Here is a 23,176-nt window from a genome sequence, read left to right on the forward strand (position 1 = left end):
TCGCTGCAGGGTCTCGGGCCAACACGATGTTGGTCACGAAGGCGTTATCACAGGATGTGATGGTTTTAGCCTTCGTTCCTCTATTGCTGATCCCCGAGGAGTCGCCCAGTCTCCACTACAATCAACCTCAACAACAAGTGTTTTCTGTTCGAAAGCGAAGCGACAGCAACAAGTGTTTAATATATGAAAACATAGTGGCAGTAACAACAAATGTACAATCAACACTATTCTGTTCGAATAAGGTGAGTAGTCATAGCGTTCACTTCTTAAATGCACAAAATTTATAAAGGTTCTACGCTATCGTTATTGGAGTGGAAGGCTACTCGACTCCCGTGGGAAAGCGAGACTGGCGAGACCCTGCACGGAGCGTAGCGGGGGAAGCGGCTCGACGCTCGCCCACAGGAAGCCTTGCTCTGCGCGAAAGCGAAGCGTCAGCGACAAAGCGAGTAGCCTGGAACGGAAATCACTCGCCACAACATTCACAAAGATTTCCTTGACCATTTCTTTTTTTAACACTATGCACAATGTTTTTTGAAATTTTAATGTTTTACTGATTTAAGAAGGAAAAAGCTCAATCGGTTGAATAAAGTTTAAATTTTTTTATTTTTAAGTATAATTAACAGAATAATCAGTATTGAAATTATTCGATAATTTCGTGTAGTTGCATTGACGGAAAAGAAGAAATAAGTTAGAATTCTTTCATAATCTAATTCTCTAATACTCTAGTGAGTTAAAGTGAAACGTGAGGAAGTGTCAAAATGTCGTCTATTAAAATGTTTGAAAAACCACTTGGAATGCGCGATACATTTCCACAAATATTTGAAAAGGTAGAGACCGTTCGAAATACTGGACGAGACTTTTTATGCAGAAGAGGCTATGAATTTATTAAAACGCCTGCAGTAGAGTATTTTGATACAGTCGGTAAAGCATCTGCAATAGCCGATGCGCATTTATTTAAATTAGTAGATAGCCAGGGCAACACGTTAGTATTACGACCTGATATGACAACACCAATTGCACGTGTGGCAACCTCAAAATTATTAAAAGAGATGATCCCAGTACGTCTCGCTTATTTTGCTAGCGTCTTTCGCGCACAGGAAGCGGAAGGTGGGCGTCCAGCAGAATTTGATCAGATGGGGATCGAGTTAATTGGAGACAATTCTGTATTTGCTGATGCTGAGGTTATTGTAACGGCAATGGAGTTATTAAAGCAATATGGCTTAGTAAAATTTAAAGTGACGATCGGTCATGCAGGTATATTAAATTGTATTTTACAAGATTATACAGAAAGCGTTGAACAACAAAATATACTGCGGACACTCCTTGTGCAACGCAATTATGTAGGATTTGAAGAAGCGGTAGAATCATTTGATTTACCTAAAACAAAATCCGATGCATTACTACAATTTATTGAAGAAGCTATGAATGTTAAAGAAATTCAAGATATTGAAAAATACGTGCGGAAAAATGACGCATTAGAATATATGCAGCAGCTCGCTAAACTACTTGAAATTGCAGACTTAGCGGATTATGTAGCCTTTGATTTTACACTTTCTAGTCACATGAGCTATTACACAGGCATGTTATTCGAAGTGTTTGCTGCCGGCAGTGGCTTTCCATTAGGCAATGGGGGACGCTACGACGGATTGCTGGAGGTATTTGGCTCAAAAGTAGGCGCTACAGGATTTAGTATTCGTGTTGATCGCTTATTAGAAACACTAGATGGGCAATCTGATGAACGACAAGAAGCTACAGTCGTGTTATTTGAGGAAGCACAATTTGAAGATGCGATTGCAAAGGTACAGGCGCTACGAGCAAGTGGTAAACAGGCTACCTTACAGTTAAGGAGTAGCCTTGTCGATGAAGCAAGTTTTTTAGCACACTTTACAGAAGTAGTTGTTGTGGGACAGGAGGACGTTGACGGTGAATGAATTAACGATTGCCATGCCGAAGGGACGCATTTTTGACGAGGCATACCAGATGCTTTTAGAAGCCGGCTTTAATTTACCAGAAGAAGTGGAAATGTCCCGTAAATTAATGCTAGAAATTCCAGAAGAGAAAATTCGTTTTATATTAGCAAAGCCAATGGATGTTCCTGTGTATGTTGAACATGGTGTAGCGGATATTGGTATTGCTGGGAAGGATGTTTTGCTAGAGCAGCAACGCGAAGTGCATGAGTTACTGGATCTGAAAATAAGTACTTGTTATATCGCATCAGCGGGCTTACCTAATACGACGATGAATGAAATAGCACCAAGAATCGCGACAAAATATCCTAATATTGCAATGAAATATTATAAGGGTATTGGCGAGCAGGTTGAAATTATTGAGCTAAATGGATCGATTGAATTGGCGCCCATGATTAGCTTAGCAGATCGAATTGTCGACATTGTTTCAACAGGCCGTACGCTAAAAGAAAATGGCTTAGTGGAGTACGAATTTATTACAGATGTATCATCACGATTAATTGCCAACCCTGTAAGCTATCGCATGAAAAGTGACCGTATTATCGATCTCGTGAAACGTTTAAAAAAATGTGTTAAATAAATCTTGCCTAGATTTAAAGGAGATTAATCCTATGAAAATAACGAAGCTAGAAAAAGGTATTTCCTTAAAACGACCACTTGAAGGTGGAAATGAAGAGCAGTTAAAGGTTGTGCGTCAAGTATTAGCAGACGTTCGTACACAAGGTGACGTGGCTGTACGTTTTTATACAGAAAAATGGGATGGCTTTGCCCCTGATCATTTACGCGTAACGAAGGAAGAAATAGAAGCGGGCGCAAATTCAATTGATCCACAGCTTTATGCTGATTTAACAGAAGCTGCCCAAAATATTCGCTTTTATCACGAACGGCAAAAGCGTTCAGGTTATCGCTTAGAGCTTAAAGATGGCTCATGGCTTGGACAACGAATTACTGCTCTTGATGCGGTAGGCCTTTATGTTCCTGGCGGTACAGCAGCATACCCATCTTCGGTCTTGATGAATGTTATTCCTGCACAAGTTGCTGGTGTCAAGCGCATTGTTATGACATCTCCAGCAGGTCGCGATGGAAACTTACCTCCAGGTGTACTTGCTGCAGCGCATATTTTAGGGGTAGAAGAAATATACAAAATCGGTGGAGCTCAGGCGATTGCGGCTCTTGCATATGGCACAGAAACAATTTCTCCAGTTGATAAAATTACAGGTCCAGGAAATATTTTTGTAGCATTAGCAAAACGTGAAGTATTTGGTGAGGTAGCAATTGATATGATTGCAGGTCCAAGTGAAATTGCCGTGTTAGCAGATGACACAGCATTTGCTGATGAAATCGCGGCCGATCTTTTATCACAGGCGGAGCATGATAAATTGGCTTGTGCCATTTTAGTAACGACTTCTGAGCAATTGGCTAAAAAAGTAGCTGATGAGGTGGAGAAGCAATTAACGACTTTACCGCGTGAAGAGGTAGCGCGTGCATCGATAGAAAACTTTGGTGCCATTTATGTGGCGGAAACGATGGCAGATGCCATAGATGCCATTAATTCATTAGCACCTGAGCATTTAGAAATTGTCACAAAAAATGCTGAGGCTGTAGCTGAACAAGTACGACATGCAGGTGGTATTTTCATCGGTCGTTATAGCTCAGAACCAGTTGGCGATTACTTTGCAGGGACAAACCATGTGCTGCCAACGAATAGCACGGCACGCTTTGCAAGTGGTTTAAACGTCGATGATTTTGTGAAAAAATCGAGCGTCGTCTTTTATAGTGAAAAAACTTGGGCAGAAAATGCACCGAAAATTGCACGTCTAGCACGTATGGAAGGCTTAGAGGGCCATGCGCGTGCGGTCGAATCGCGTGGATGGGAGAAGGAGTAATACTATGACTGAAAAGAAACGATATGCAAAAGTTGAACGTATAACAAATGAAACGCAAATTTCGGTAGCCATCAATTTAGATGGCGAAGGAAAGGCGGATATTGAAACGGGTGTTGGCTTTATGGATCATATGCTTGATCTATTTATCAAACATGGTCTTTTTGATGGGACGATACAAGCGAACGGTGATACCTATATAGACGATCACCATACAACAGAAGACCTCGGAATTGTATTAGGCCAAGCTATTCGTGAAGCGCTCGGTGATAAAAAAGGAATAAAGCGTTACGGGACAGCATTTGTGCCAATGGATGATGCGCTTGCACAGGTCGTTGTGGATTGCTCGAATCGCCCGCACTTAGAATATCGTGTGCCACAGTTGAAGGAAAAGGTCGGTAGTTTTGATACTGAATTAGTACATGAATTTTTGTGGAAGTTTGCACTTGAGGCACGGATGAATGTTCATATCATCGTACCTTATGGACAAAATACACATCATATTATCGAAGCTATTTTTAAAGCGTTAGCACGTGCCATTGACGCAGCAGTGGAAATTGATCCACGTGTTAAAGGTGTACCATCGACTAAGGGGCTGTTAACGTGAAGATAGGTGTTATTGATTATGGGATGGGGAATTTATTTAGTGTTGAACAAGCCTTAAAACGACTTGGCTGTGAGGTTGTTGTCACGTCTAACGAAAAAGTGCTAGATACAACAGATGCACTGTTGCTTCCTGGTGTTGGTGCCTTTCCAGATGCCATCAAACGTTTAGCTGAAACGAATTTAGATCGATATTTACACAAGGTGAAAGCTGAAAATCGACCACTTCTCGGAATTTGCTTAGGAATGCAATTACTATTTGAGCAAAGTGAAGAAGTGACGACTACGAACGGTTTGGGCTTTTTTAAAGGAAGTATTAAACGATTTAGTGGTGACAACGCAGGGCAGAAGTACCGAGTACCGCATATGGGATGGAATGAGCTCGTAGTAACAAAGCGTCCTTCATGGTTAAAAGGTGAAGTAACGGCAAAGCATGTTTATTTTGTGCACTCATTTTATGCAACCGATATTGATGAAACGGAGCTCGTCGCTTATGCGGATTACCATGGTATTAACGTTCCTGGCATAGTTGCAAATGGCTCTATTACGGGCATGCAGTTCCATCCTGAAAAGTCGGGTGAACTAGGTGTGTATTTATTAGAGCAGTGGTTGAAGGGGGTGGCATCATGTTAACAAAGCGCATTATTCCATGTCTTGATGTGCAAGAGGGACGTGTTGTAAAAGGTGTACAGTTTGTGTCATTACGAGATGCGGGTGACCCAGTAGAGCTTGCTAGATTTTATGATGAGCAAGGGGCAGATGAGCTTGTGTTTCTAGATATCTCAGCATCACATGAAGGACGTGAAACAATGGTTGATGTCGTCCGGCAAACTGCAGCTACATTAGCCATTCCATTCACAGTAGGTGGTGGAATTCGTACATTAGATGATATGAAACGCATTTTACGTGCAGGTGCCGATAAAGTATCCGTGAATACTTCTGCTCTAGAGCGACCGGAGCTGATTAAAGAAGGTTCTGACTTCTTTGGTGCACAATGTATTGTTGTAGCTATTGATGCCCGCTTTAGCGAGGAAGATGCCACATGGATGGTTTATACGCATGGAGGCCGAAACAAAACAACATGGCAGGTAACTGAGTGGGCGAAGGAAGCAGTTCGCTTAGGTGCTGGTGAAATTTTATTAACGAGTATGAATCAGGACGGCGAGAAATCAGGTTTTGATTTAGCCTTAACAAAAGCTGTGAGAGAAGCTGTGACAGTTCCGGTTATTGCAAGTGGCGGTGCAGGAAATGCCGAACATTTTTACGAGGTATTAGCTGAAGATGTCGATGCAGCACTTGCCGCATCCATCTTCCATTACAAAGAAACGAGCGTAGCACAAGTAAAAGAATACTTACGTGAAAAAGGAGTGGCAGTAAGATGATGGATAGCATTAAATTTGATGAAAAAGGTCTTGTCACTGCAGTTGTACAAGATGCGAATACAAAAGAAGTACTAACTGTAGCGTATATGAATAAAGAATCTCTAGAAAAAACACTTGAATCGGGAGAAACATGGTTCTTCTCACGTTCACGTCAAGAGCTCTGGCACAAAGGGGCAACAAGTGGCCATACACAAAAAGTTGTGTCAATCAAAGCGGACTGTGACGGTGATGCATTAGTCGTGGAAGTAATTCCTGCTGGTCCAGCTTGTCATAATGGAACAACTTCTTGCTTTACAGAGATTATTCAACAAAATGCCAAGGTCGGATCTGTCGAGATTATTTCTAAACTGGTCAATATCATTGCGAAACGTGAGCAAGAAATGCCGGTAGGGGCGTATACTACATATTTATTCGATAAAGGAATCGATAAGATCTGTAAAAAAGTTGGAGAAGAAGCAACTGAGGTTGTTATAGGTGCAAAAAATCGCGATTCAGAAGAAGTAAAATGGGAAGCTGCCGATTTAATGTATCATCTACTAGTGTTACTACAAGAGCAAAAAGTAAGTGTTTATGACGTGTTACAGGTGTTGGAAAAACGTCATGAGGAGAAATAACGGCATATTGCTTTTTGTATGTTATAATAGAAGTTACTGTGTAAAGGAACGTATCATACGTTCCTTATTTCTTGTTTCGGAGGAAATATATTGGAAAAGAAACGTCAAAAAGAGAATCAAACGAATATAGTGTCGTTCATTCCAACAGGCGACTATTATTATAAAAAATCAATTCAAGCAATGAATAGCGGACAAATGAATAAAGCCTATAAATATTTACAGCGAGCAGTTGATTTAAGTCCTGATGATCCAATGATTTTATTGCAATTAGCGATAGTAGAGTTAGAGGGTCAACGTTTCGAGGAAGCGTATGATCTTCTTCATCGTGCCTATCAGATAGATAAAGACAATCCAGAAATTATTTTTTACATGGCAGAGATTTCAGGATGTATCGGTATCATACATGATGCTAAACGCTTTGCAGAGCAATATTTACAAATAGAGCCAGAGGGCGCTTATGCTGATGAAGCTGCTGAAATATTAGACTTTGTTGATTTTGAGCAGGATGATTTTGAGGAGCTTGAAGGTTCTGCTGAAGATTTATATCGGCAGGAGCAAGCAAGACGTTGTATGGAAAAGGGAGATTTCCCTGAAGCTATTAATATGCTAGAAGAGTTAATTGAAGATAGACCAGATTTTTGGTCAGCTTATAACAACTTAGCCCTTGCCTATTTTTATGTTGGTGAAGCAGAACAGGCAAAGGCGCTTTTAAATAAGGTATTACGTGAAAACAAGGGGAATTTACATGCACTATGTAATTTAACGGTTATCGCGTACTATGAAAAAAATGAAGAAGATCTAAAGGATCTTTTAGAAGTACTTGTGAAAATTCAGCCATACTTATGGGAACATCGCTATAAGTTGGGTGCAACATTAGCGCTCGTTGGACAATATGAATTAGCATTTAAATGGTTGCGTAGCATGCAAAAAAGAGGCTATGTAGGCGATGCTGGCTTTTACTTTTGGTTATCACATGCGGCTTATTTCTCAGGACATGAAGAAATATCAAAGAGTGCATGGGAGCAGCTACTTGAGCTAGATCCTGAAAAAGAAGGCTTCGAACCTTGGCGTCAAGAAGAAAACACGTATTCACTGGATGCATTAGAACATGACCGTGATTATATTGTGGAGAAGCTGGAGAGCGATTATACAAGTGAGCGCATATTTGGTTTATTTTTACTAAGTTGTACAGCACATAAACAGGAAATTATCGCACATCCCAAATGGATTGATGTTGAACAATGTAATGCGTATGAAAAGCTATTCCTAGCTTATGCACTAGAACATCAATTTGATATGAAAAACAAAGTAGAGGCTAGCTTTATACGAGCAGTAAGTGTGCCAGAAATTTTACTTGAACAGTACGGTAAGCTTACGACATTAATTGCACCAATGTTCCAAATGTGGTTTGTGCTTTGTGAGCAAGCATTGATAAACAATTATCGTTTCACAAATCCAGCGGCTATTGCAGGAGCAAATGACTATTTATTCCGTTCTTCTCGGATGCTCAAGGTGACAAAAAAAGAGATAGCTCAGCAATACGGAGTATCCGTATCAACTTTATCGAAGTATATTGATGAAATTTTAATGTTTTTACCAAGCACGAATAATTAGACTATGAGCAACATAGTTGAATAACTTTTTACTTTCACATACGATGAACTTACTGAAGTTATTATCAATTTCGTCTTGGCTACGTCCGAGGCATTATCTTCATTCAGTAGGTGTTTGCGCACCTACTGAATGAAGATAAAAAAGTATTTGTTTAGGGGGAAGTATTTATGTCAGAAGAAAAAATTTATGATGTTGTAATAATTGGTGCAGGTCCGGCTGGTATGACTGCGGCTGTTTATACATCACGTGCCAACCTTTCAACTTTAATGATTGAACGTGGGATCCCTGGCGGACAAATGGCAAATACAGAAGAAGTAGAAAACTATCCTGGATTTGATACAATTTTAGGGCCTGAGCTGTCGACAAAAATGTTCGACCATGCTAAGAAATTTGGTGCAGAGTATGCGTATGGCGATGTAACTGAAATTATTGATGGTGAAGAATATAAAACAATAAAATCAGGTGCTAAAGAATATAAAACACGAGCAATTATTGTTTCTACAGGTGCGGAGTATAAAAAAATGGGCGTGCCTGGCGAAAAAGAACTTGGCGGCCGTGGTGTCAGCTATTGTGCAGTATGTGATGGTGCATTCTTCAAACAAAAAAATCTTGTTGTCGTAGGTGGCGGAGATTCTGCTGTTGAAGAAGGCGTTTATTTAACTCGCTTTGCTGATAAAGTAACAATTGTGCACCGTCGTGATAAATTACGCGCACAAAAAATTCTCCAAGATCGTGCCTTTGCTAACGAAAAAATTGATTTCATTTGGAATGCAACAGTCAAAGAAATTAATGAGGCTGATGGTAAAGTTGGAAGTGTAACATTACAATCAACTGTAGATGGTACAGAATCTGATTTTGCAACTAATGGCGTATTTATTTACATTGGAATGCTACCATTAACAAAACCATTTGAGTCTCTAGGTATTTTAAATGATGCTGGTTATATTTTGACAAATGATAATATGGAAACAACAGTACCAGGTATCTTCGCAGCTGGTGATGTACGTGAAAAATCACTTCGTCAAATCGTTACAGCGACAGGAGACGGAAGTATTGCAGCACAAGCGGTACAGCATTATGTGGAAGAGTTATTAGAAAAAATTAATGCTTAAAGTGGAGCAATATTAAAATCTGTTCTTGATTGGCTCATCACCACAAGTTGTGGATGACATTTGTTAATATGCCAGATATCTAAGTTGATCTTCGTTACGGCAGGGCGACTCCTTGGGGATTAGCGATATTGAGGAACGAAGGCTAAAAGCATCACGTCCTGTGATAACGCCTTCGTGACCAACAGCGTGTTGCCCCAAGCGGCTCATCGGACGCCCCCAGGAAAGCGCCCAGTCGGGACGGAAATCAACCCCACGTTATGGTGATGATTCTCTTGATTAGTTTTTAAGGAAAAAAATACAATTTTAATACGGTCTTAATATAGTTGTAACTTGAATGACATATAAAAGGTGTAAGATAAAAAGTGTAATTAGCAATCCCCCTTTTATTTTGTTGAGTAGGTTGTTTCCACCAAATAGGTGGAGCAACCTATTTTTGTTGTAAACGGAAATTTCGAATTTTTTTGTGGCGGAGTTTCATATGCTTAAATAGAGGGTAAACACAAGTTTCCCCGCATGTATCGGTGAAGTTAAAATTGCAATGCGCCTAAAGTTTAGAATTGAGGACAAACCTTGTTTAGTCTTGCTATAATAAAAGGAAGAACGTAAAAGTGATTAGAGGTGTGCCTATGCAAAGAATTGCAAATTTAATAGCCGTAAAAGACGGTCAAGTATTATTACTTCAGAAGCCTAGACGTGGCTGGTACGTAGCTCCTGGGGGTAAGATGGAGCGCGGTGAGTCGATTTATGAGGCTGCTGTACGTGAGTTTAAAGAAGAAACAAATGTCACACCTATAAATGCTCATTTAAAGGGTGTTTATACGATGATTATTAAAGAAAATAATGAGGTAGTGGACGAATGGATGCTTTATACATTTGTTGCAAAGGATATAGAAGGCGTACCGTTTCAAGAAACTAGAGAAGGCAAACTCGCATGGCACCCAGTAGAGGATTTGAAACATTTGCCTATGGCTGAAGGTGATCGAACAAACTTACAATTTGCTATCTCACAATCAGGCATTCAGTACGGTACATTTGAATATACGACTGATTTTGAATTACTTCATGAGAAAATACAAATATCAATAGAACAATAAAGGAGCTGCATGACAGTGGTGGTTGAAGACCTAAAAGGTACACATGAATTGGTTATTATTACAGGAATGTCTGGAGCTGGGAAAACAGTAGCTATTCAAAGCTTTGAAGATTTAGGGTATTACTGTATTGATAATTTACCACCAGCGTTACTTACAACATTTTTAACCCTACTAAGGGATTCGGGTAAAAATATTACACGTATAGCAGCTGTCATGGATATGCGTGGCGGCGACTTTTTTGATTCTCTTATTGGCGCCCTCGACCATATACTAAAAGAAGGCGATATAGCTGCACGAATTTTATTTTTAGATGCAGATGATGCAACGTTAGTTAGACGTTATAAGGAAACAAGACGTGCACATCCATTGGCTGTAAATGGGTTACTATTAAATGGCATTAAACAAGAACGCAATCTTTTATCGGAAGTAAAGGGGCGGGCTAAATATGTTTATAATACATCTAATATGAAGCCTAAAGAGCTACGTGAAAAAATTGCAAAAGATTTTGCAAATGATGCCAATAATATATTCTCAGTAAATATCATGTCTTTTGGATTTAAGCATGGTATGCCGATTGATGCCGACTTAGTGTTTGATGTCCGTTTTTTAAAAAATCCATATTATGTAGAGGAGTTACGTCATAAAACAGGTTTACAAACCGAGGTATCTTCCTATGTTCTGGCACTTGAGGATGCGCAAACACTCATTCAAAAACTTACGGATTTGTTTGAATTTATGATTCCTCTTTATAGACAAGAGGGCAAATCACAACTTGTCATTGCTTTTGGATGTACTGGAGGACAGCATCGCTCGGTAACATTAGCGGAATATTTCGGGGCATATTTAGCTGGGAAAGAAAATACCGTTATTACGCATCGTGACATCAATCGTAGAAAGGATTGAGTGAATGGGAAAGAAGCGAACAAAGCTTGTTGTAATAGGTGGTGGCACAGGGCTTTCTACCTTACTACGAGGACTCAAGCACCACCCATTTGATATTACTGCAATTGTGACAGTAGCAGATGATGGCGGTTCTTCAGGACGCTTACGAGATGACTATGATATTCCACCACCTGGAGATGTCCGTAATGTTATCGCAGCGTTATCGGATGTTGAGCCGCTTGTAGAGCAAATGTTTCAATATCGATTTTTAGCATCGGAAGATTTAAATGGTCATTCATTAGGTAATTTAATGCTGACGGCTTTAACAGATATTACTGGTGACTTTAACCATGCTATTAGTGAAATGGGAAAGGTTTTAAAGGTGCATGGCCGCGTCATACCAGCAGCGAATAAAAAGATAAATTTACATGCTGAACTAGAGGACGGTTCTATCATTGAAGGTGAATCGAAAATTCCCTTGGCTAAAAAACGAATTAGTCGAGTTTTTTTAGTGCCTGAAAACGTGCAACCGCTACCAGAAGCTATTCGAGCAATCAATCGTGCTGACTATATTTTAATTGGTCCGGGAAGTTTATATACAAGTATAATTCCAAACCTTCTTGTAAAAGAAATTGGGGAAGCTGTTGTAAAGGCTAAAGGAAGAAAAATTTACGTTTGTAATTTAATGACTCAAAAAGGTGAAACCATTTCCTATACAGCTGGTGATCATGTTAAAGCTTTATATGATCATGTTGGAGACACCTTCATTGATTCTATTTTAGTAAATGATGAGAAACTTCCTCATCCTGTAAAAGAGCTTTATAAGGAAGAGAGTGCTGAGCCAGTAATGTTCGACGTTGCAAAGCTCGAAAGTATGCGATTAGAGGTTATTCAACGAGATATTGCCACTATTCGTCCAGATGGAACGGTTCGTCATAATGCGGCAAACGTTGCAAAATGGCTTGTAGATTATGCAAAAATCTATGAGGCAAAAAGTTAGTAAATTATAAAGCGCTTATTGTATATGATAAGATGGCATATACATAGAACAAAAGGTTGAAAGGAGGGCGTGATATGTCTTTTGCTTCTGAAACGAAAAAGGAATTAACTCAAATAGAAGCGGACGATCATTGTATGAAAGCAGAAGTATCTGCCCTAATTCGTATGAATGGTTCATTATCCTTTGCTAATAAACAGTTAAGCTTAGACGTACAAACTGAAAACGCTGCAATCGCAAGAAGACTTTATACGATTATGAAAAAGCTATATCCATATAATGTAGAGTTACTTGTTAGAAAAAAAATGCGTTTGAAAAAAAATAACGTATACATTTGCCGTGTTAGAGACGGTGCGCGTGAGCTACTAATTGACTTAGAAATCATCTCAGACGACTTTCAATTTAATCATACTATTTCTCGGGAGCTCATTAAAAAGAGTGGCCAAAAAAGAGCGTATTTACGAGGAGCATTTTTAGCTGGGGGCTCTGTCAACAATCCAGAAACATCCGCCTACCATTTAGAAGTTTATTCATTATATAAAGAGCATGGCGAGGCTTTAATGGATTTGATGAATGAATTTGAGCTAAACGCAAAAACAATTGAACGAAAAAAAGGCTTTGTAACCTATTTAAAGGAAGCTGAAAAAATTTCTGATTTCCTTAATATTGTTGGATCTCATCAAGCAATGATGAAGTTCGAAGACGTTCGCATATTGCGAGACATGAGAAATAGTGTTAATCGCATTGTTAACTGTGAAACAGCAAACTTAAATAAAACAATAGGTGCCGCATTACGTCAGGTAGAGAATATCCGATATATTGAAAATTCGATAGGTCTCGATCAATTGCCAGAAAAGCTTCGTGAAATAGCGCGATTACGAGTAGAATATCAAGATGTAACACTGAAAGAACTTGGGGAAATGGTATCAAGTGGAACGGTTAGTAAATCAGGTGTCAATCATCGATTACGGAAAATTGATGAGATTGCCGATGCATTAAGAAGTGGAGAAAAAATTGGTGGCTAAATTTTCATACTTTTCAGGTACGTATTGTTCTTTTGCTAGTAAGTAAGGTAAGATAAAAATAATAAGATGAACGGTAGTAAAGGGGAGTTTTGAGAATGACCGAGAAAAGAGTCCATGTAAAATTAAAATTAGGGCTACAAGCTAGACAAGCAGCGCTATTTGTACAAGAAGCAAATCGCTTTAGCGCAGATATCTTTCTTGAGAAAGACGAGAAAAAAGTAAATGCTAAATCCATTATGGGTGTTATGAGCTTAGCCATTGCAAAAGGAACAGAGGTTGTCCTTAGCGGTGATGGTAACGATGCTGAGCAAGCGGTTACAGCATTAGCATCCCTAATCGAAAAAGAAGATTAAAAAAACTCATAATGCAGAGACTGTCCAAGAGGTAATACTTACATCTTGGGCAGTTTTTTTGCGTTTTTTCATCGAAAAAACAAGTCCTATTATTTTGTTGGATATTTGTGCATTAAGGTTAATGGCATCCTGCTTCGATTGTCGACGTGATGGATAGGAAGATTGAAGTGATGGATAGGAAGATTGAAGTGATGGATAGGAGAGTCGAAGTTGCGGGAGGAAAGCTGAAGTGACGGATAGAAAGGGTAGAGTGACGGAAAAAAGGGCCGAAGCGACGGATAGAAAGGGCAAAGTGACGGGAAGAGGAGCCGAAGCGACGGAAGAAAAGGCAGCGGCGGATAGAAGGGCCGAGGTGACGGAAAGAAGAGCCGAAGCGACGGATAGAAAAGCAGAAGTTGTGGATAGAAGAGGCGAAATGATGGATAGAAAGGCCAAAGTTGTGGATAGAAGAGACGAAATGATGGATAGAAAGGCCAAAGTCGTGGATAGAAGAGACGAAATGATGGATAGAAAGGCCAAAGTTGTGGATAGAAGAGACGAAATGATGGATAGAAAGCCAAAGTGACGAATAGAGCCACCGAAATGATGAAAAGAGGATTCAAAGCGTCGGATAGACCCATCAAAGCAAAAAAAAAGACATCTCAGAATAAATCTGTGATGCCTTTCGTTTTTTATTTACGGTCGTTGCGATCCATAATTTGGTCGATTAAGCCGTATTCTTTTGCGCGCTCAGCAGTCATGAAGTTATCGCGGTCTGTATCTCTTGCAATGACTTCAAGTGGTTGACCTGTACGTTCAGATAAAATACCGTTTAATTTTTCACGTAAGAATAAAATACGTTTTGCAGCGATTTCGATTTCAGTTGCCTGACCTTGTGCACCGCCAAGTGGTTGGTGAATCATTACTTCAGCATTTGGTAATGCGAAACGTTTACCTGGTTCACCAGCTGCAAGTAGGAAAGCACCCATAGATGCTGCCATACCAATACAAATTGTTTGTACTTGTGGCTTGATAATTTGCATTGTGTCATAAATTGCCATACCAGCAGTGATAGATCCACCTGGTGAGTTAATGTAAAGATGGATATCTTTATCTGGGTCTTCTGCTTGTAGGAATAGAAGTTGAGCAACGATTGAGTTAGCAACGTTGTCGTCAATAGCACTTCCTAATAGGATAATACGGTCTTTTAGTAGTCGTGAATAGATGTCATATGCACGTTCACCACGGCTTGTTTGTTCAATAACTGTAGGAATTAAATTCATGTTAAATCCTCCTTAAAAAACTAAATTCGAATACTGTTGCTGAAAACAACCTTTGTATTTCAGCTGTATCCTTATCATACACATTATAGTCAGGGAAGGTCAAATATTAACCCTGTTAAAGTGAAATAAATTAAAACAATTTCACCTTGGTGTAATTGTAACTGACGCTCCGCTTTCGCTACAGTAAACATTTGTAGCCGACGCTGCGCTTTCACGTAGATAAACAATGCGTCCGGATTTTGAATTGTGCCCGCACATTAAATTCTTTGCTAATGCGTGACATCCGCTGGAGACTGTATCTCCATTTAATAGGTATTTTGACACTTATTGAATGAAAATAAAAAAAGTTTAAATGTTTTACATTCTATAGTTGAATTATGAGCAATACGTTTGTATAATTGATAAGGTCATAAGTTAAAGTACAGTACACTATTTTGTCAGGTATGCTTCAAATGAGGATTATCTACATCATGCTTTTCGTAAAGCCTAGTGGTACTTTTTTTTGTGTTCAATTGCCCTCGTGGTGTAATGGATAACACGTAAGATTCCGGTTCTTGCACTGGGGGTTCGATTCCCTCCGAGGGCGCCATTTTACTGATTATTTGATATAATTTTATAACTCGAATTCTCCTAATAAGTAGTTTAGCAGCCTGCTTAGTGGAGAAAGAGCGGGGAAAAATGGGAATATAACCTAGTAGGCATTATTCCCGAATCTGTTCCTTTCAAACCTTCAAAAAAGCAACAACTCCAAATTATTTTTTAGTGAACATACTGTACGTGAGACTAGTTATACTAGTCGAAAAAAAAGAATCCTATCTGAGGGGATTCTTTTTTTTTTTTGCAAAATAGCATCAAACATGAATGTTTGGTGCATGTTCATTTATTCAGACCGTGATAAACGTAATGAAAAATTTAACGGCTGAAGGTATAACCATGATAGTGGTAACACATGAAATGGGCTTTTCCTGTGAACTTGGAGAACGTGTTGTTTTATGGATGGTGTCTATATGGTTGAAGAGGGAACGTCGGGAGATATCTTTGGTAATCCGCAAATGAGAAAGCATTTTAAAAAAACAAGAGCAGCCCCTGTGATAATGCATCACATGTGGGACTGCTCTTGTTTTTTTATAATTAATGAAGGGGATTTGTTGTAGTGTCGTACGAGTTAAGCATCGTATGCATATCTTGTTGAGAATATTGTGGTACTTGATAGTAACCATGCATATTTTGGTAAATAGATAATTCGTATGCCATTTCAATGCAGTTGGGAATACTATCAGCAACAACGCGTCGAACTACAGGGTTTGTAGTTTCCGTTGCAGCAGCAGTCATACATTTTGCTGCTCCTTTTTGAGCACCTAATAGGAAGCCAGAAATTGCTTCGTCGTTGAGCTCGCTTGCGTTTTGCATAGGCTTTTTAGGTTGGCCAGGATTTAATCCATATTTAAAATCATTTCCTGTCTCCATTTGATAGCGTCCTGTAGGTACAGAAGGATCGTGCCCTGTTTTAAATGATTCCACAATTGTGTTATACATACCTAATGTGAAATTATATTGGCGATCCAAAATGCTAAGTAATTCCGGATCCTTAACATGTTGACGTAAAAAGATGGATTGATTCATTCCAGCAATTATTTCGCCAATTGTTTCATGCATGTCCATTAGCTCATGTCCACCATGATTTAGGCTTTGTTGTTGGTTGAATGATGTTTGGTTTGATGATTCGTTTTGAAACGATTGTGTCAAAAAAAGCGCCTCCTATATATCATAGTTTTGTTACAGTATTAAGTATGGCACGTTAAATAAATTTCATACGGTATTAATGCGTTTGCATATATGTAGAATAGAGATGTTTTTTTTGTTGCACATTAGTTGTAAGGAAAAGAAAGGCTCATCACCAAAACAAATAGTATTTTTGATATTTAGTGATAGCTAAAAGAAAGCGAAGGTGGTTTTAAAATTGAAAAAATTATTTGGACCAATCGGAATTATCGTTATTATTTTAGTTGTATTGGCCTTACTATTTATTCCAAAATACAATAACCTTGTAACGGCCGAGGAAAGCGTTGATTCGAAATGGGCTCAGGTTGAAAATCAGCTACAACGTCGCTACGATTTGATTCCGAACTTAGTAGAATCTGTAAAAGGATATGCCAACCATGAAAAAGAAGTTATCGCTAGCATTACAGAGGCACGTGCACAAATGGGAAGTGCACAAAGTCCAAAGGAGCAAGCGGTCGCCAATGATGCATTAAACGGAGCACTTAGTCGATTGCTAGTAGTCGTAGAAAATTATCCGAGTTTAAAGGCAGATGCAAATTTCCGTCAATTAATGGATGAATTAGCGGGGACAGAAAATCGCTTAGCTGTTGCCCGAGAAGACTACAACAATGAAGTGCAGGCTTTTAATAAAACAGTTAAACGTTTCCCAGGCAATTTAATTGCGGGGATGTTTGGTTTCGAACAGAAGGAATACTTTAAAGCAGCTGCTGGTGCTGAAAAGGCACCGTCTATAGATTTTAGCAATTCAGGTAAACAATAATGAAACGGTTGATGATCCAACTTGCTATTGTTGGCTTCATATTTATTTTATCTATTAGAACGGCAGATGCCGCAATGCCAACACCAATAAAAAATACGTATATTCATGATTTTGCCAATGTTTTATCTGCCTCTGTGAAGGAAGAGCTCAATCATTATTCAGAGCAGCTAGATAAAGGTACAGGTGCTGAAATTATGGTCGTAACAGTAGATAATATTAATGGTCAGGAACCAAAAATGTATGCTACAAAAATGATTCGCTCTTGGGGTATTGGCGATGCTAAGAAAAATAATGGTGTATTAATTTTAGCAACGTTTGGGCAGGGAGAAGGCAATAATGATGTTGTTATTGCTGTAGGTCAAGGTCTCGAAGGAGCATTACCTGATGGCAAGCTGGGGCGCATTTTAGATACAGCGTTTTATCCAAATGCAAGTGGTGGAGATATCGATAAGGCATTTAAAGCAACGTACACGGAAGTATTTCAAACTGTCGCGCAAGAGTACAATTGGGATGGAGAAGTGCCTAAAAATACAGCTGACAGTAAAGGAATGCCAACGTGGATGATTATTTTAATCGTTATCATAGTACTTGTTGTATCAAGTGGAAGAGGTGGAGGACCTCGTTCAGGTCGACGTGGCGGTTATCCAGGTGGTTTTGGTGGCGGCTTTGGCAGCGGTCGCTCTGGAGGCGGTGGCTTTGGCGGATTCGGAGGAGGTTCATCTGCTGGTGGTGGAGCAAGTCGGAAGTTTTAATATATTAAAAAGTGAACTCTAAGCAGTTCGCTTTTTTTGTTGGTTTTAAAAGGTAATATTGTTTAATTTATATCAACAATTGACAAAATGGATAATATTTCTACAATTTCAATGTATTGATAAATGATATAACGAGAACTGATATAAGGAGGAATTTATATGGTCAATCGATCGAGGTATTGCAGACCCTAAACGTATCGGAATTTACGGTGCATCATTTGGAGGTTATGCAACTTTAGCGGGTATCACATATACACCAGATTTATATGCAGCAGCGGTTGATTATGTAGGTATATCGAATATCTTCACATTACTTAATACAATCCCTCCATATTGGAAAACAACTCTTGATGTGTACTATGAGCGTATAGGGCATCCAGTGAACGATAAAGAGTTATTAACAGCTGCTTCACCTGTTTTCCATGTTGATAAAATAAAAACGCCGTTATTTGTAGCTCAAGGTGCAAACGATCCGCGTGTAAATAAAGCTGAATCTGATCAAATCGTTGAAGCATTACGTGCAAGAGGCGTTGATGTGGAATACATGCTAAAGGACAATGAAGGTCATATCTTCCGTAATGAAGAGAACCGCATTGAATTCTATAATGCGATGGTGAAATTCTTAGATAGCCATCTGAAAAAATAATATGAAAGAAGACTGTGCAGGAAGATATCTTGCACAGTCTTTTTCTAGTTAGGGGCTCTAATTAAAGGATTGATACTACAATTTGTTTATGCCGCTTCCGAATGTGCAGTCAAGACATAGCTATTATAAGAGCTGAAAACTATTTCTATATATATCATTTTTCTTACTATCAATAATTGTGATACATTGAGCAAGTTTTTCTATTCCAGTATGAATTTGACTCTCATTAACTTGAGAAATGCTTAATCGAATCAGGTTTTCTTTTTTATATTCTGGTAGGAACATTCTAGCTGCATCATCCACAAGAATATTTTGTTCTTTTAACAAATTGACAGTCTGCTTTGTAGTCACTTTCTCAGGAAGAACGATTGTAAGATAGAATCCGGAAGAGGGCTTCGTATAAAGCGTATTATTTGGTAGCAATAACTCACAAGCTTCCTGCAGACGTTTCATTTTCCTATAATACAGCTCTTTTATTTTCTTAACATGACTATTCATCATTCCATTTTTTAAATAAATCTCTAATGCTCCTTGAGAAAGAACAGAACTATTAAAATCGGCAGTAAATTTATAGCGTAAAAAATTGTTACTCATTAATTTTGGAAGAACTATAGTAGCAATCCTTAAACCAGGGAGAAAAATTTTAGAAAAGCTTTTTATATAAATAACTCTACCAGAAGGGTTGTACGAAAATAATGGGTCTGATTTAGTATTTGGGTCTAAATCCCCGAAGATGTCATCCTCAACTATATATACGTCGTATTTTTCAGCTAATTCAACAATTCGTTTTTTCTCCATATTCGTATAGCTATGTCCAAGTGGATTTTGAAATCTCGGAACAATATAGAAAAATTTTATATCATTATTGCGGAAAATATATTCTAAACGATTAAAATCAATCCCCTCCATAGATAAATCAATTCCAAACGTAGTCGCTTGTTGCAAATTGGCAGATTCTATTAAACCAAAATAAGTAGGTTGTTCAATTAAAATATTGTTTTTCCCATTCGGAAATGGCATGGAAACTAATAAATTTAGAGCTTGCTGAGAACCTGATACAACAAATAGTCTATCGGGTTCGGTAAATACTTGTAAGCTTTGTAAATACTTCACCAATTGAAGTCGTAATGAGTAGAGACCTTGTTGATCGGTGTAAGTAAATAATTCTTCTTTATAAGTATCAATGGCCTGATTGATACAGTGCTGAAAATCAATGTAAGGCATGATGTCTTTATCTGGTCCGGCAGACAAAAAGTCGATAGTATTACTTTTATTGTTAGGATTTTGAAATTCATTGACAACATAATAACCGCTTTTTGGGATAGAGAAAATTAAATGTTCTTTTTCAAGCTCGTCGTAAGCTTTGATAACTGTGTTTTTACTGCAGAAGAATTTTTCAGACAATTGTCGTACTGAAGGAAGTTTACTACCTGCAATAAGTAAGCCATTTGTTAACTGATCTTTAATTTCATCAATAATCTCATTATACTTTGTGCTCAAAATATAATCCCTCCTTATTCTGTACCAGGACAGATGGCGTAAAATCCTGTTTATTTTTATGATAGTTCCTCTTAATATTTATTGTACCAGCACAAATGGTGCAGTTTGGCATAAAAATTGTTGGGAGCTGATGATTGTGCAAGAAAACAGCAAGGAAAAAATGGGGTTATTATTAGGCTTAGTGGGCGTCATCTGTTTTAGCTTAACATTACCTGCAACAAGTGTAGCAGTAGAATATTTTGGGACAACAATCGTTGGCTTGGGAAGAGCAGTAATCGCTTCGATTTTAGTTGCTATTGTATTGATTGTAAGAAAAGAAAAACTGCCCACCGCTCGTCAATTCAAGAGCTTAATCATTGTCTCTTTAGGCGCGGTTTTAGGATTCCCCTTACTCACCTCTTGGGCAATGACAAGTTTGCCAGTTTCTCATGGGGCTGTAGAATTAGCTCTGTTACCTTTAGCAACTGCAGGGTTTGCAATGATAAGAGCCGGTGAAATTCCTTCTATTAAATTTTGGCTATCAAGTATAGTTGGTGCGATGGCAGTAATGATTTATGCTATCTATCTTGGATTAGGTCAATTGCATGTGGCAGATATTGCCTTATTGACAGCCGTCATCATACTCGGGCTCAGCTATGCAGAAGGAGGCATGCTAGCACGAGAATTAGGAAGCTGGCAAGTAATCGCATGGGCAATCATAATTGCTGTTCCTTTTCTTATTATTCCAGTGATATTAAATGTTTCTGCTGAGATGTTGCATGCTCCTATAAAAGCTTGGATTAGTTTTTTGTATCTAGCTGTCGTTAGTCAATTTCTAGCATATGTAGCCTGGTATGGTGGTATGGCTATGGGGGGAATCTCGAGAGTTAGCCAAATTCAATATTTACAGCCATTTTTAATGATTATCTTTGCAGTTTTATTTCTCGATGAATCGATCGCATTATTTACTATTTTAATAGCTATTATTGTTGTAGCTTCCGTCATCATTGGCAAGAATACTACTGTTATTAGAAAAGAATCTGTTGAATTAAACGATAAGGTGGAAGGGGGATGACAGAATCTTGCTTCCAGATAGCTGTTTCGTTTTATAATTACTTGATGGAGGTGCTGTGATTTGAACGTGAAATTTTTTAGTAGAGCTAACTGTGGGCTATGTGTAGAGGGACTGCATACATTAAAGCTTGTACAGGAGGATATACATTTCGATATTGAAATCATTGATATTGAAGAAGATGAGAGCATACATGAAAAATATATGTTAATGATTCCGGTAGTAGAAAAGGATGGGCAAGTTATACAATACGGTAATTTGGATTACGCAACACTAATGGAGCATTTGTGTAGCGAATAACAAAGGGGGAATTTGCTGATGTACATACCGGCGACTTTTAAAATAAAAGATATATCTGAGATGATAGAAGTTATTCAGGAGAACAGTTTTTCGACACTTTTTTCAACCCATGAAGGAATACCTTATGCAACACATCTTCCATTATTGTTCAATGACAAAAAAGACTGTTTAATTGGACATTTTGCAAAAGGTAATCCCCAATGGAAGGATATTGAAAATCAAAAGGTATTAGCGGTGTTTCATGGACCGCATTGCTACATATCTCCTTCATGGTATGAAACAAATCAAGCTGTCCCAACATGGAATTATGTAGCAGTACATGTTTATGGAGAAATAGAGCTTATTGAGCATAATGATGAATTAATAAAATCATTTAACAATATGATTGAAAAATATGAACACAGTAACAGCACATATAGCCTAACTCAGGTAGATGAACAACGTGTAAGCAATCTAAACAAAGGGGTTCAAGGTTTTAAATTAAAGATCTTCAATATGGAGGGTCAAAAGAAATTAAGTCAGGATCATTCTAATGATAGACGGCAATTAGTGATTCAAAAATTAGAAGAAATCGAACATACAAATGAGCGGCAAATCGCTCGTTTAATGAAGCAAAACATTAAGTGAATGAAATCTTCACTAAAAAATCTGCATTTCTCCTGCTATGTATGTTGCAGAATCCAACAGGGAACAAACCCTTGTCATTACAGCCTTTTCGTTTGAATAAATATTTATTGTATATACAAGACCTTTAAGAGATACATCGTGTATAAAATCCTTGTATAAATCAAAATACACAGACGGAAATGAATAGGCTGAAAAATATTCTTTTCCGTCTAATAGGCTAATTATTTATTTAGACATAAATATAGTAACCTTAATCTTCCCAAACTTTTTCACCCATTTTAACTTCTTTCTGCAAATGTTTTTTGTAACGCAAGTGAAACGTCAGTTACAAATGTTTTTTGTAGCGAAAGCAAAGCGACAGCTACAGAAGTCTCCCGCCTCTATAGGTGGTGAGATAAATGCGGATTTAAGTTACTTTTCAGCGGGTGTCCAAACACCCGTTGAAAAAGAGGAACTCAGGCTAAGACCTTCACATCCTGTGAAAATGCTTGAGTGACCAACATAGTGTTGTTGCTGCCGCTTCGCTTTCGCGCAAAAAACATCTGTTGGCCTAAAGCCTCCGGCGGATTTTTAGAAAGTATCTTTTTCCATTCTTCCGGTGATCTCTTAATTGAAAAAAACTTAATCGATTGAACATGTTGACAAGGGAAAAGTAATCGTGATATATTGTTATTCCTGTCACATCGACAGTAAAAAACATTTTAAAATTGGTTTGACAAACATATTGATATTTTGATAGAATAAAGTCCTGTCACATTGACAGTGAAAAATATTTCAAAATAGGTTTGACAAACACATTGATATTTTGATAGAATAAAATCCTGTCACATTGGCAGTGAAAAAATATTTCAAAATAGTTGTTGACAAACACATTGATATTTTGATAGAATAAAGTCCTGTCACATTGACAGTGAAAAATATTTCAAAATAGGTTTGACAAACACATTGATATTTTGATAGAATAAAATGT

The 23,176-nt window shown here is 38.2% G+C and carries 24 protein-coding genes, 1 tRNA gene and 1 pseudogene; 23 read left to right on the top strand and 3 right to left on the bottom strand.

What is annotated here, in order from left to right; genetic code table 11:
* From ACQKN2_RS23100 to ACQKN2_RS23175, 16 genes are all read left to right on the top strand, one after another.
* A partial coding sequence (locus tag ACQKN2_RS23100; protein ID WP_427417012.1) for a hypothetical protein occupies positions 1-287 on the top strand: 287 nt, incomplete at its 5' end.
* Between the two features lie 471 nt (positions 288-758).
* The gene (locus ACQKN2_RS23105) at positions 759-1,931 is read left to right on the top strand and encodes an ATP phosphoribosyltransferase regulatory subunit (protein ID WP_427417013.1); all 1,173 of its coding nucleotides are present in this window, start codon (positions 759-761) and stop codon (positions 1,929-1,931) included.
* Positions 1,924-2,547, top strand: a complete 624-nt coding sequence (gene hisG / locus ACQKN2_RS23110) for an ATP phosphoribosyltransferase (protein WP_427417014.1) — start codon at positions 1,924-1,926, stop codon at positions 2,545-2,547. Before ACQKN2_RS23105 ends, hisG begins: the two co-directional genes overlap by 8 nt.
* Before the next feature lie 31 nt (positions 2,548-2,578).
* Positions 2,579-3,853 carry a histidinol dehydrogenase gene (gene hisD, locus ACQKN2_RS23115; RefSeq protein ID WP_427417015.1) on the top strand — a complete coding sequence of 425 codons (1,275 nt, stop codon included), beginning with the start codon at positions 2,579-2,581 and terminating at the stop codon, positions 3,851-3,853.
* A gap of 4 nt (positions 3,854-3,857) precedes the next feature.
* The gene (gene hisB / locus ACQKN2_RS23120; RefSeq protein WP_427417016.1) at positions 3,858-4,457 is read left to right on the top strand and encodes an imidazoleglycerol-phosphate dehydratase HisB; all 600 of its coding nucleotides are present in this window, start codon (positions 3,858-3,860) and stop codon (positions 4,455-4,457) included.
* Complete coding sequence (gene hisH / locus ACQKN2_RS23125) at positions 4,454-5,086, top strand: imidazole glycerol phosphate synthase subunit HisH (protein ID WP_427417017.1); 633 nt, start codon at positions 4,454-4,456, stop codon at positions 5,084-5,086. Before hisB ends, hisH begins: the two co-directional genes overlap by 4 nt.
* Complete coding sequence (gene hisF, locus ACQKN2_RS23130; RefSeq protein WP_427417018.1) at positions 5,080-5,835, top strand: imidazole glycerol phosphate synthase subunit HisF; 756 nt, start codon at positions 5,080-5,082, stop codon at positions 5,833-5,835. Before hisH ends, hisF begins: the two co-directional genes overlap by 7 nt.
* On the top strand, positions 5,832-6,449 hold the full coding sequence (gene hisIE, locus ACQKN2_RS23135) for a bifunctional phosphoribosyl-AMP cyclohydrolase/phosphoribosyl-ATP diphosphatase HisIE (protein ID WP_427417019.1): 618 nt from the start codon (positions 5,832-5,834) through the stop codon (positions 6,447-6,449). The genes hisF and hisIE overlap by 4 nt, the downstream gene beginning before the upstream one ends.
* Positions 6,450-6,539: 90 nt before the next feature.
* On the top strand, positions 6,540-8,063 hold the full coding sequence (locus tag ACQKN2_RS23140) for a tetratricopeptide repeat protein (RefSeq protein WP_427417020.1): 1,524 nt from the start codon (positions 6,540-6,542) through the stop codon (positions 8,061-8,063).
* A gap of 167 nt (positions 8,064-8,230) precedes the next feature.
* A complete protein-coding gene (gene trxB, locus ACQKN2_RS23145; protein ID WP_427417021.1) occupies positions 8,231-9,175 on the top strand; it encodes a thioredoxin-disulfide reductase in 945 nt (314 codons plus the stop codon).
* A 626-nt stretch (positions 9,176-9,801) separates the two neighbouring features.
* Positions 9,802-10,269 carry an 8-oxo-dGTP diphosphatase gene (locus ACQKN2_RS23150; protein WP_427417022.1) on the top strand — a complete coding sequence of 156 codons (468 nt, stop codon included), beginning with the start codon at positions 9,802-9,804 and terminating at the stop codon, positions 10,267-10,269.
* 9 nt (positions 10,270-10,278) lie between these two features.
* Positions 10,279-11,172, top strand: a complete 894-nt coding sequence (rapZ, locus tag ACQKN2_RS23155; RefSeq protein WP_427417023.1) for an RNase adapter RapZ — start codon at positions 10,279-10,281, stop codon at positions 11,170-11,172.
* Between the two features lie 4 nt (positions 11,173-11,176).
* A complete protein-coding gene (locus tag ACQKN2_RS23160) occupies positions 11,177-12,151 on the top strand; it encodes a gluconeogenesis factor YvcK family protein (RefSeq protein ID WP_427417024.1) in 975 nt (324 codons plus the stop codon).
* A gap of 74 nt (positions 12,152-12,225) precedes the next feature.
* Positions 12,226-13,173 (top strand): DNA-binding protein WhiA, encoded by a 948-nt coding sequence (gene whiA, locus ACQKN2_RS23165; protein WP_427417025.1) that lies wholly within the window; start codon positions 12,226-12,228, stop codon positions 13,171-13,173.
* Positions 13,174-13,268: 95 nt separating this feature from the next.
* Positions 13,269-13,526, top strand: coding sequence for an HPr family phosphocarrier protein (locus ACQKN2_RS23170; RefSeq protein ID WP_323649787.1), 258 nt, complete (start codon positions 13,269-13,271; stop codon positions 13,524-13,526).
* Between the two features lie 229 nt (positions 13,527-13,755).
* Complete coding sequence (locus ACQKN2_RS23175) at positions 13,756-14,091, top strand: hypothetical protein (protein WP_427417026.1); 336 nt, start codon at positions 13,756-13,758, stop codon at positions 14,089-14,091.
* Positions 14,092-14,197: 106 nt separating this feature from the next.
* Here the strand turns inward: ACQKN2_RS23175 and clpP are convergent, their stop codons facing one another.
* A complete protein-coding gene (gene clpP / locus ACQKN2_RS23180; protein ID WP_427417027.1) occupies positions 14,198-14,788 on the bottom strand; it encodes an ATP-dependent Clp endopeptidase proteolytic subunit ClpP in 591 nt (196 codons plus the stop codon).
* Positions 14,789-15,302: 514 nt separating this feature from the next.
* Between clpP and ACQKN2_RS23185 the strand changes: the two genes are divergently transcribed.
* Positions 15,303-15,377 (top strand) — tRNA-Arg (locus ACQKN2_RS23185).
* Positions 15,378-15,919: 542 nt separating this feature from the next.
* On the opposite strand, the gene ACQKN2_RS23190 is transcribed toward ACQKN2_RS23185, so the two are convergent.
* Positions 15,920-16,534 carry a spore coat protein gene (locus tag ACQKN2_RS23190; RefSeq protein WP_323651751.1) on the bottom strand — a complete coding sequence of 205 codons (615 nt, stop codon included), beginning with the start codon at positions 16,532-16,534 and terminating at the stop codon, positions 15,920-15,922.
* Positions 16,535-16,748: 214 nt separating this feature from the next.
* On the opposite strand from ACQKN2_RS23190, the gene ACQKN2_RS23195 reads away from it, so the two are divergent.
* From ACQKN2_RS23195 to ACQKN2_RS23205, 3 genes and pseudogenes are all read left to right on the top strand, one after another.
* Positions 16,749-17,330, top strand: a complete 582-nt coding sequence (locus ACQKN2_RS23195) for a LemA family protein (RefSeq protein ID WP_427417028.1) — start codon at positions 16,749-16,751, stop codon at positions 17,328-17,330.
* On the top strand, positions 17,330-18,082 hold the full coding sequence (locus ACQKN2_RS23200; protein ID WP_427417029.1) for a TPM domain-containing protein: 753 nt from the start codon (positions 17,330-17,332) through the stop codon (positions 18,080-18,082). The genes ACQKN2_RS23195 and ACQKN2_RS23200 overlap by 1 nt, the downstream gene beginning before the upstream one ends.
* A 160-nt stretch (positions 18,083-18,242) precedes the next feature.
* Positions 18,243-18,728, top strand: a pseudogene (locus tag ACQKN2_RS23205) (alpha/beta hydrolase family protein); the annotation flags it as partial.
* A 123-nt stretch (positions 18,729-18,851) separates the two neighbouring features.
* Here the strand turns inward: ACQKN2_RS23205 and ACQKN2_RS23210 are convergent.
* Positions 18,852-20,228 carry a PLP-dependent aminotransferase family protein gene (locus ACQKN2_RS23210; protein WP_427417030.1) on the bottom strand — a complete coding sequence of 459 codons (1,377 nt, stop codon included), beginning with the start codon at positions 20,226-20,228 and terminating at the stop codon, positions 18,852-18,854.
* Positions 20,229-20,358: 130 nt separating this feature from the next.
* On the opposite strand from ACQKN2_RS23210, the gene ACQKN2_RS23215 reads away from it, so the two are divergent.
* From ACQKN2_RS23215 to ACQKN2_RS23225, 3 genes are read left to right on the top strand one after another with little or no spacing between them, the layout of a single operon-like run.
* Positions 20,359-21,282 (top strand): DMT family transporter, encoded by a 924-nt coding sequence (locus ACQKN2_RS23215; protein WP_427417031.1) that lies wholly within the window; start codon positions 20,359-20,361, stop codon positions 21,280-21,282.
* A gap of 60 nt (positions 21,283-21,342) precedes the next feature.
* On the top strand, positions 21,343-21,579 hold the full coding sequence (locus ACQKN2_RS23220) for a glutaredoxin family protein (RefSeq protein WP_427417032.1): 237 nt from the start codon (positions 21,343-21,345) through the stop codon (positions 21,577-21,579).
* Between the two features lie 18 nt (positions 21,580-21,597).
* Positions 21,598-22,206, top strand: coding sequence for an FMN-binding negative transcriptional regulator (locus ACQKN2_RS23225; protein ID WP_427417033.1), 609 nt, complete (start codon positions 21,598-21,600; stop codon positions 22,204-22,206).
* The last annotated feature ends 970 nt before the right edge of the window (positions 22,207-23,176 follow it).

The organism is Lysinibacillus sp. NPDC093688, assembly GCF_050280145.1.
Classification (GTDB): domain Bacteria; phylum Bacillota; class Bacilli; order Bacillales_A; family Planococcaceae; genus Lysinibacillus; species Lysinibacillus xylanilyticus_B.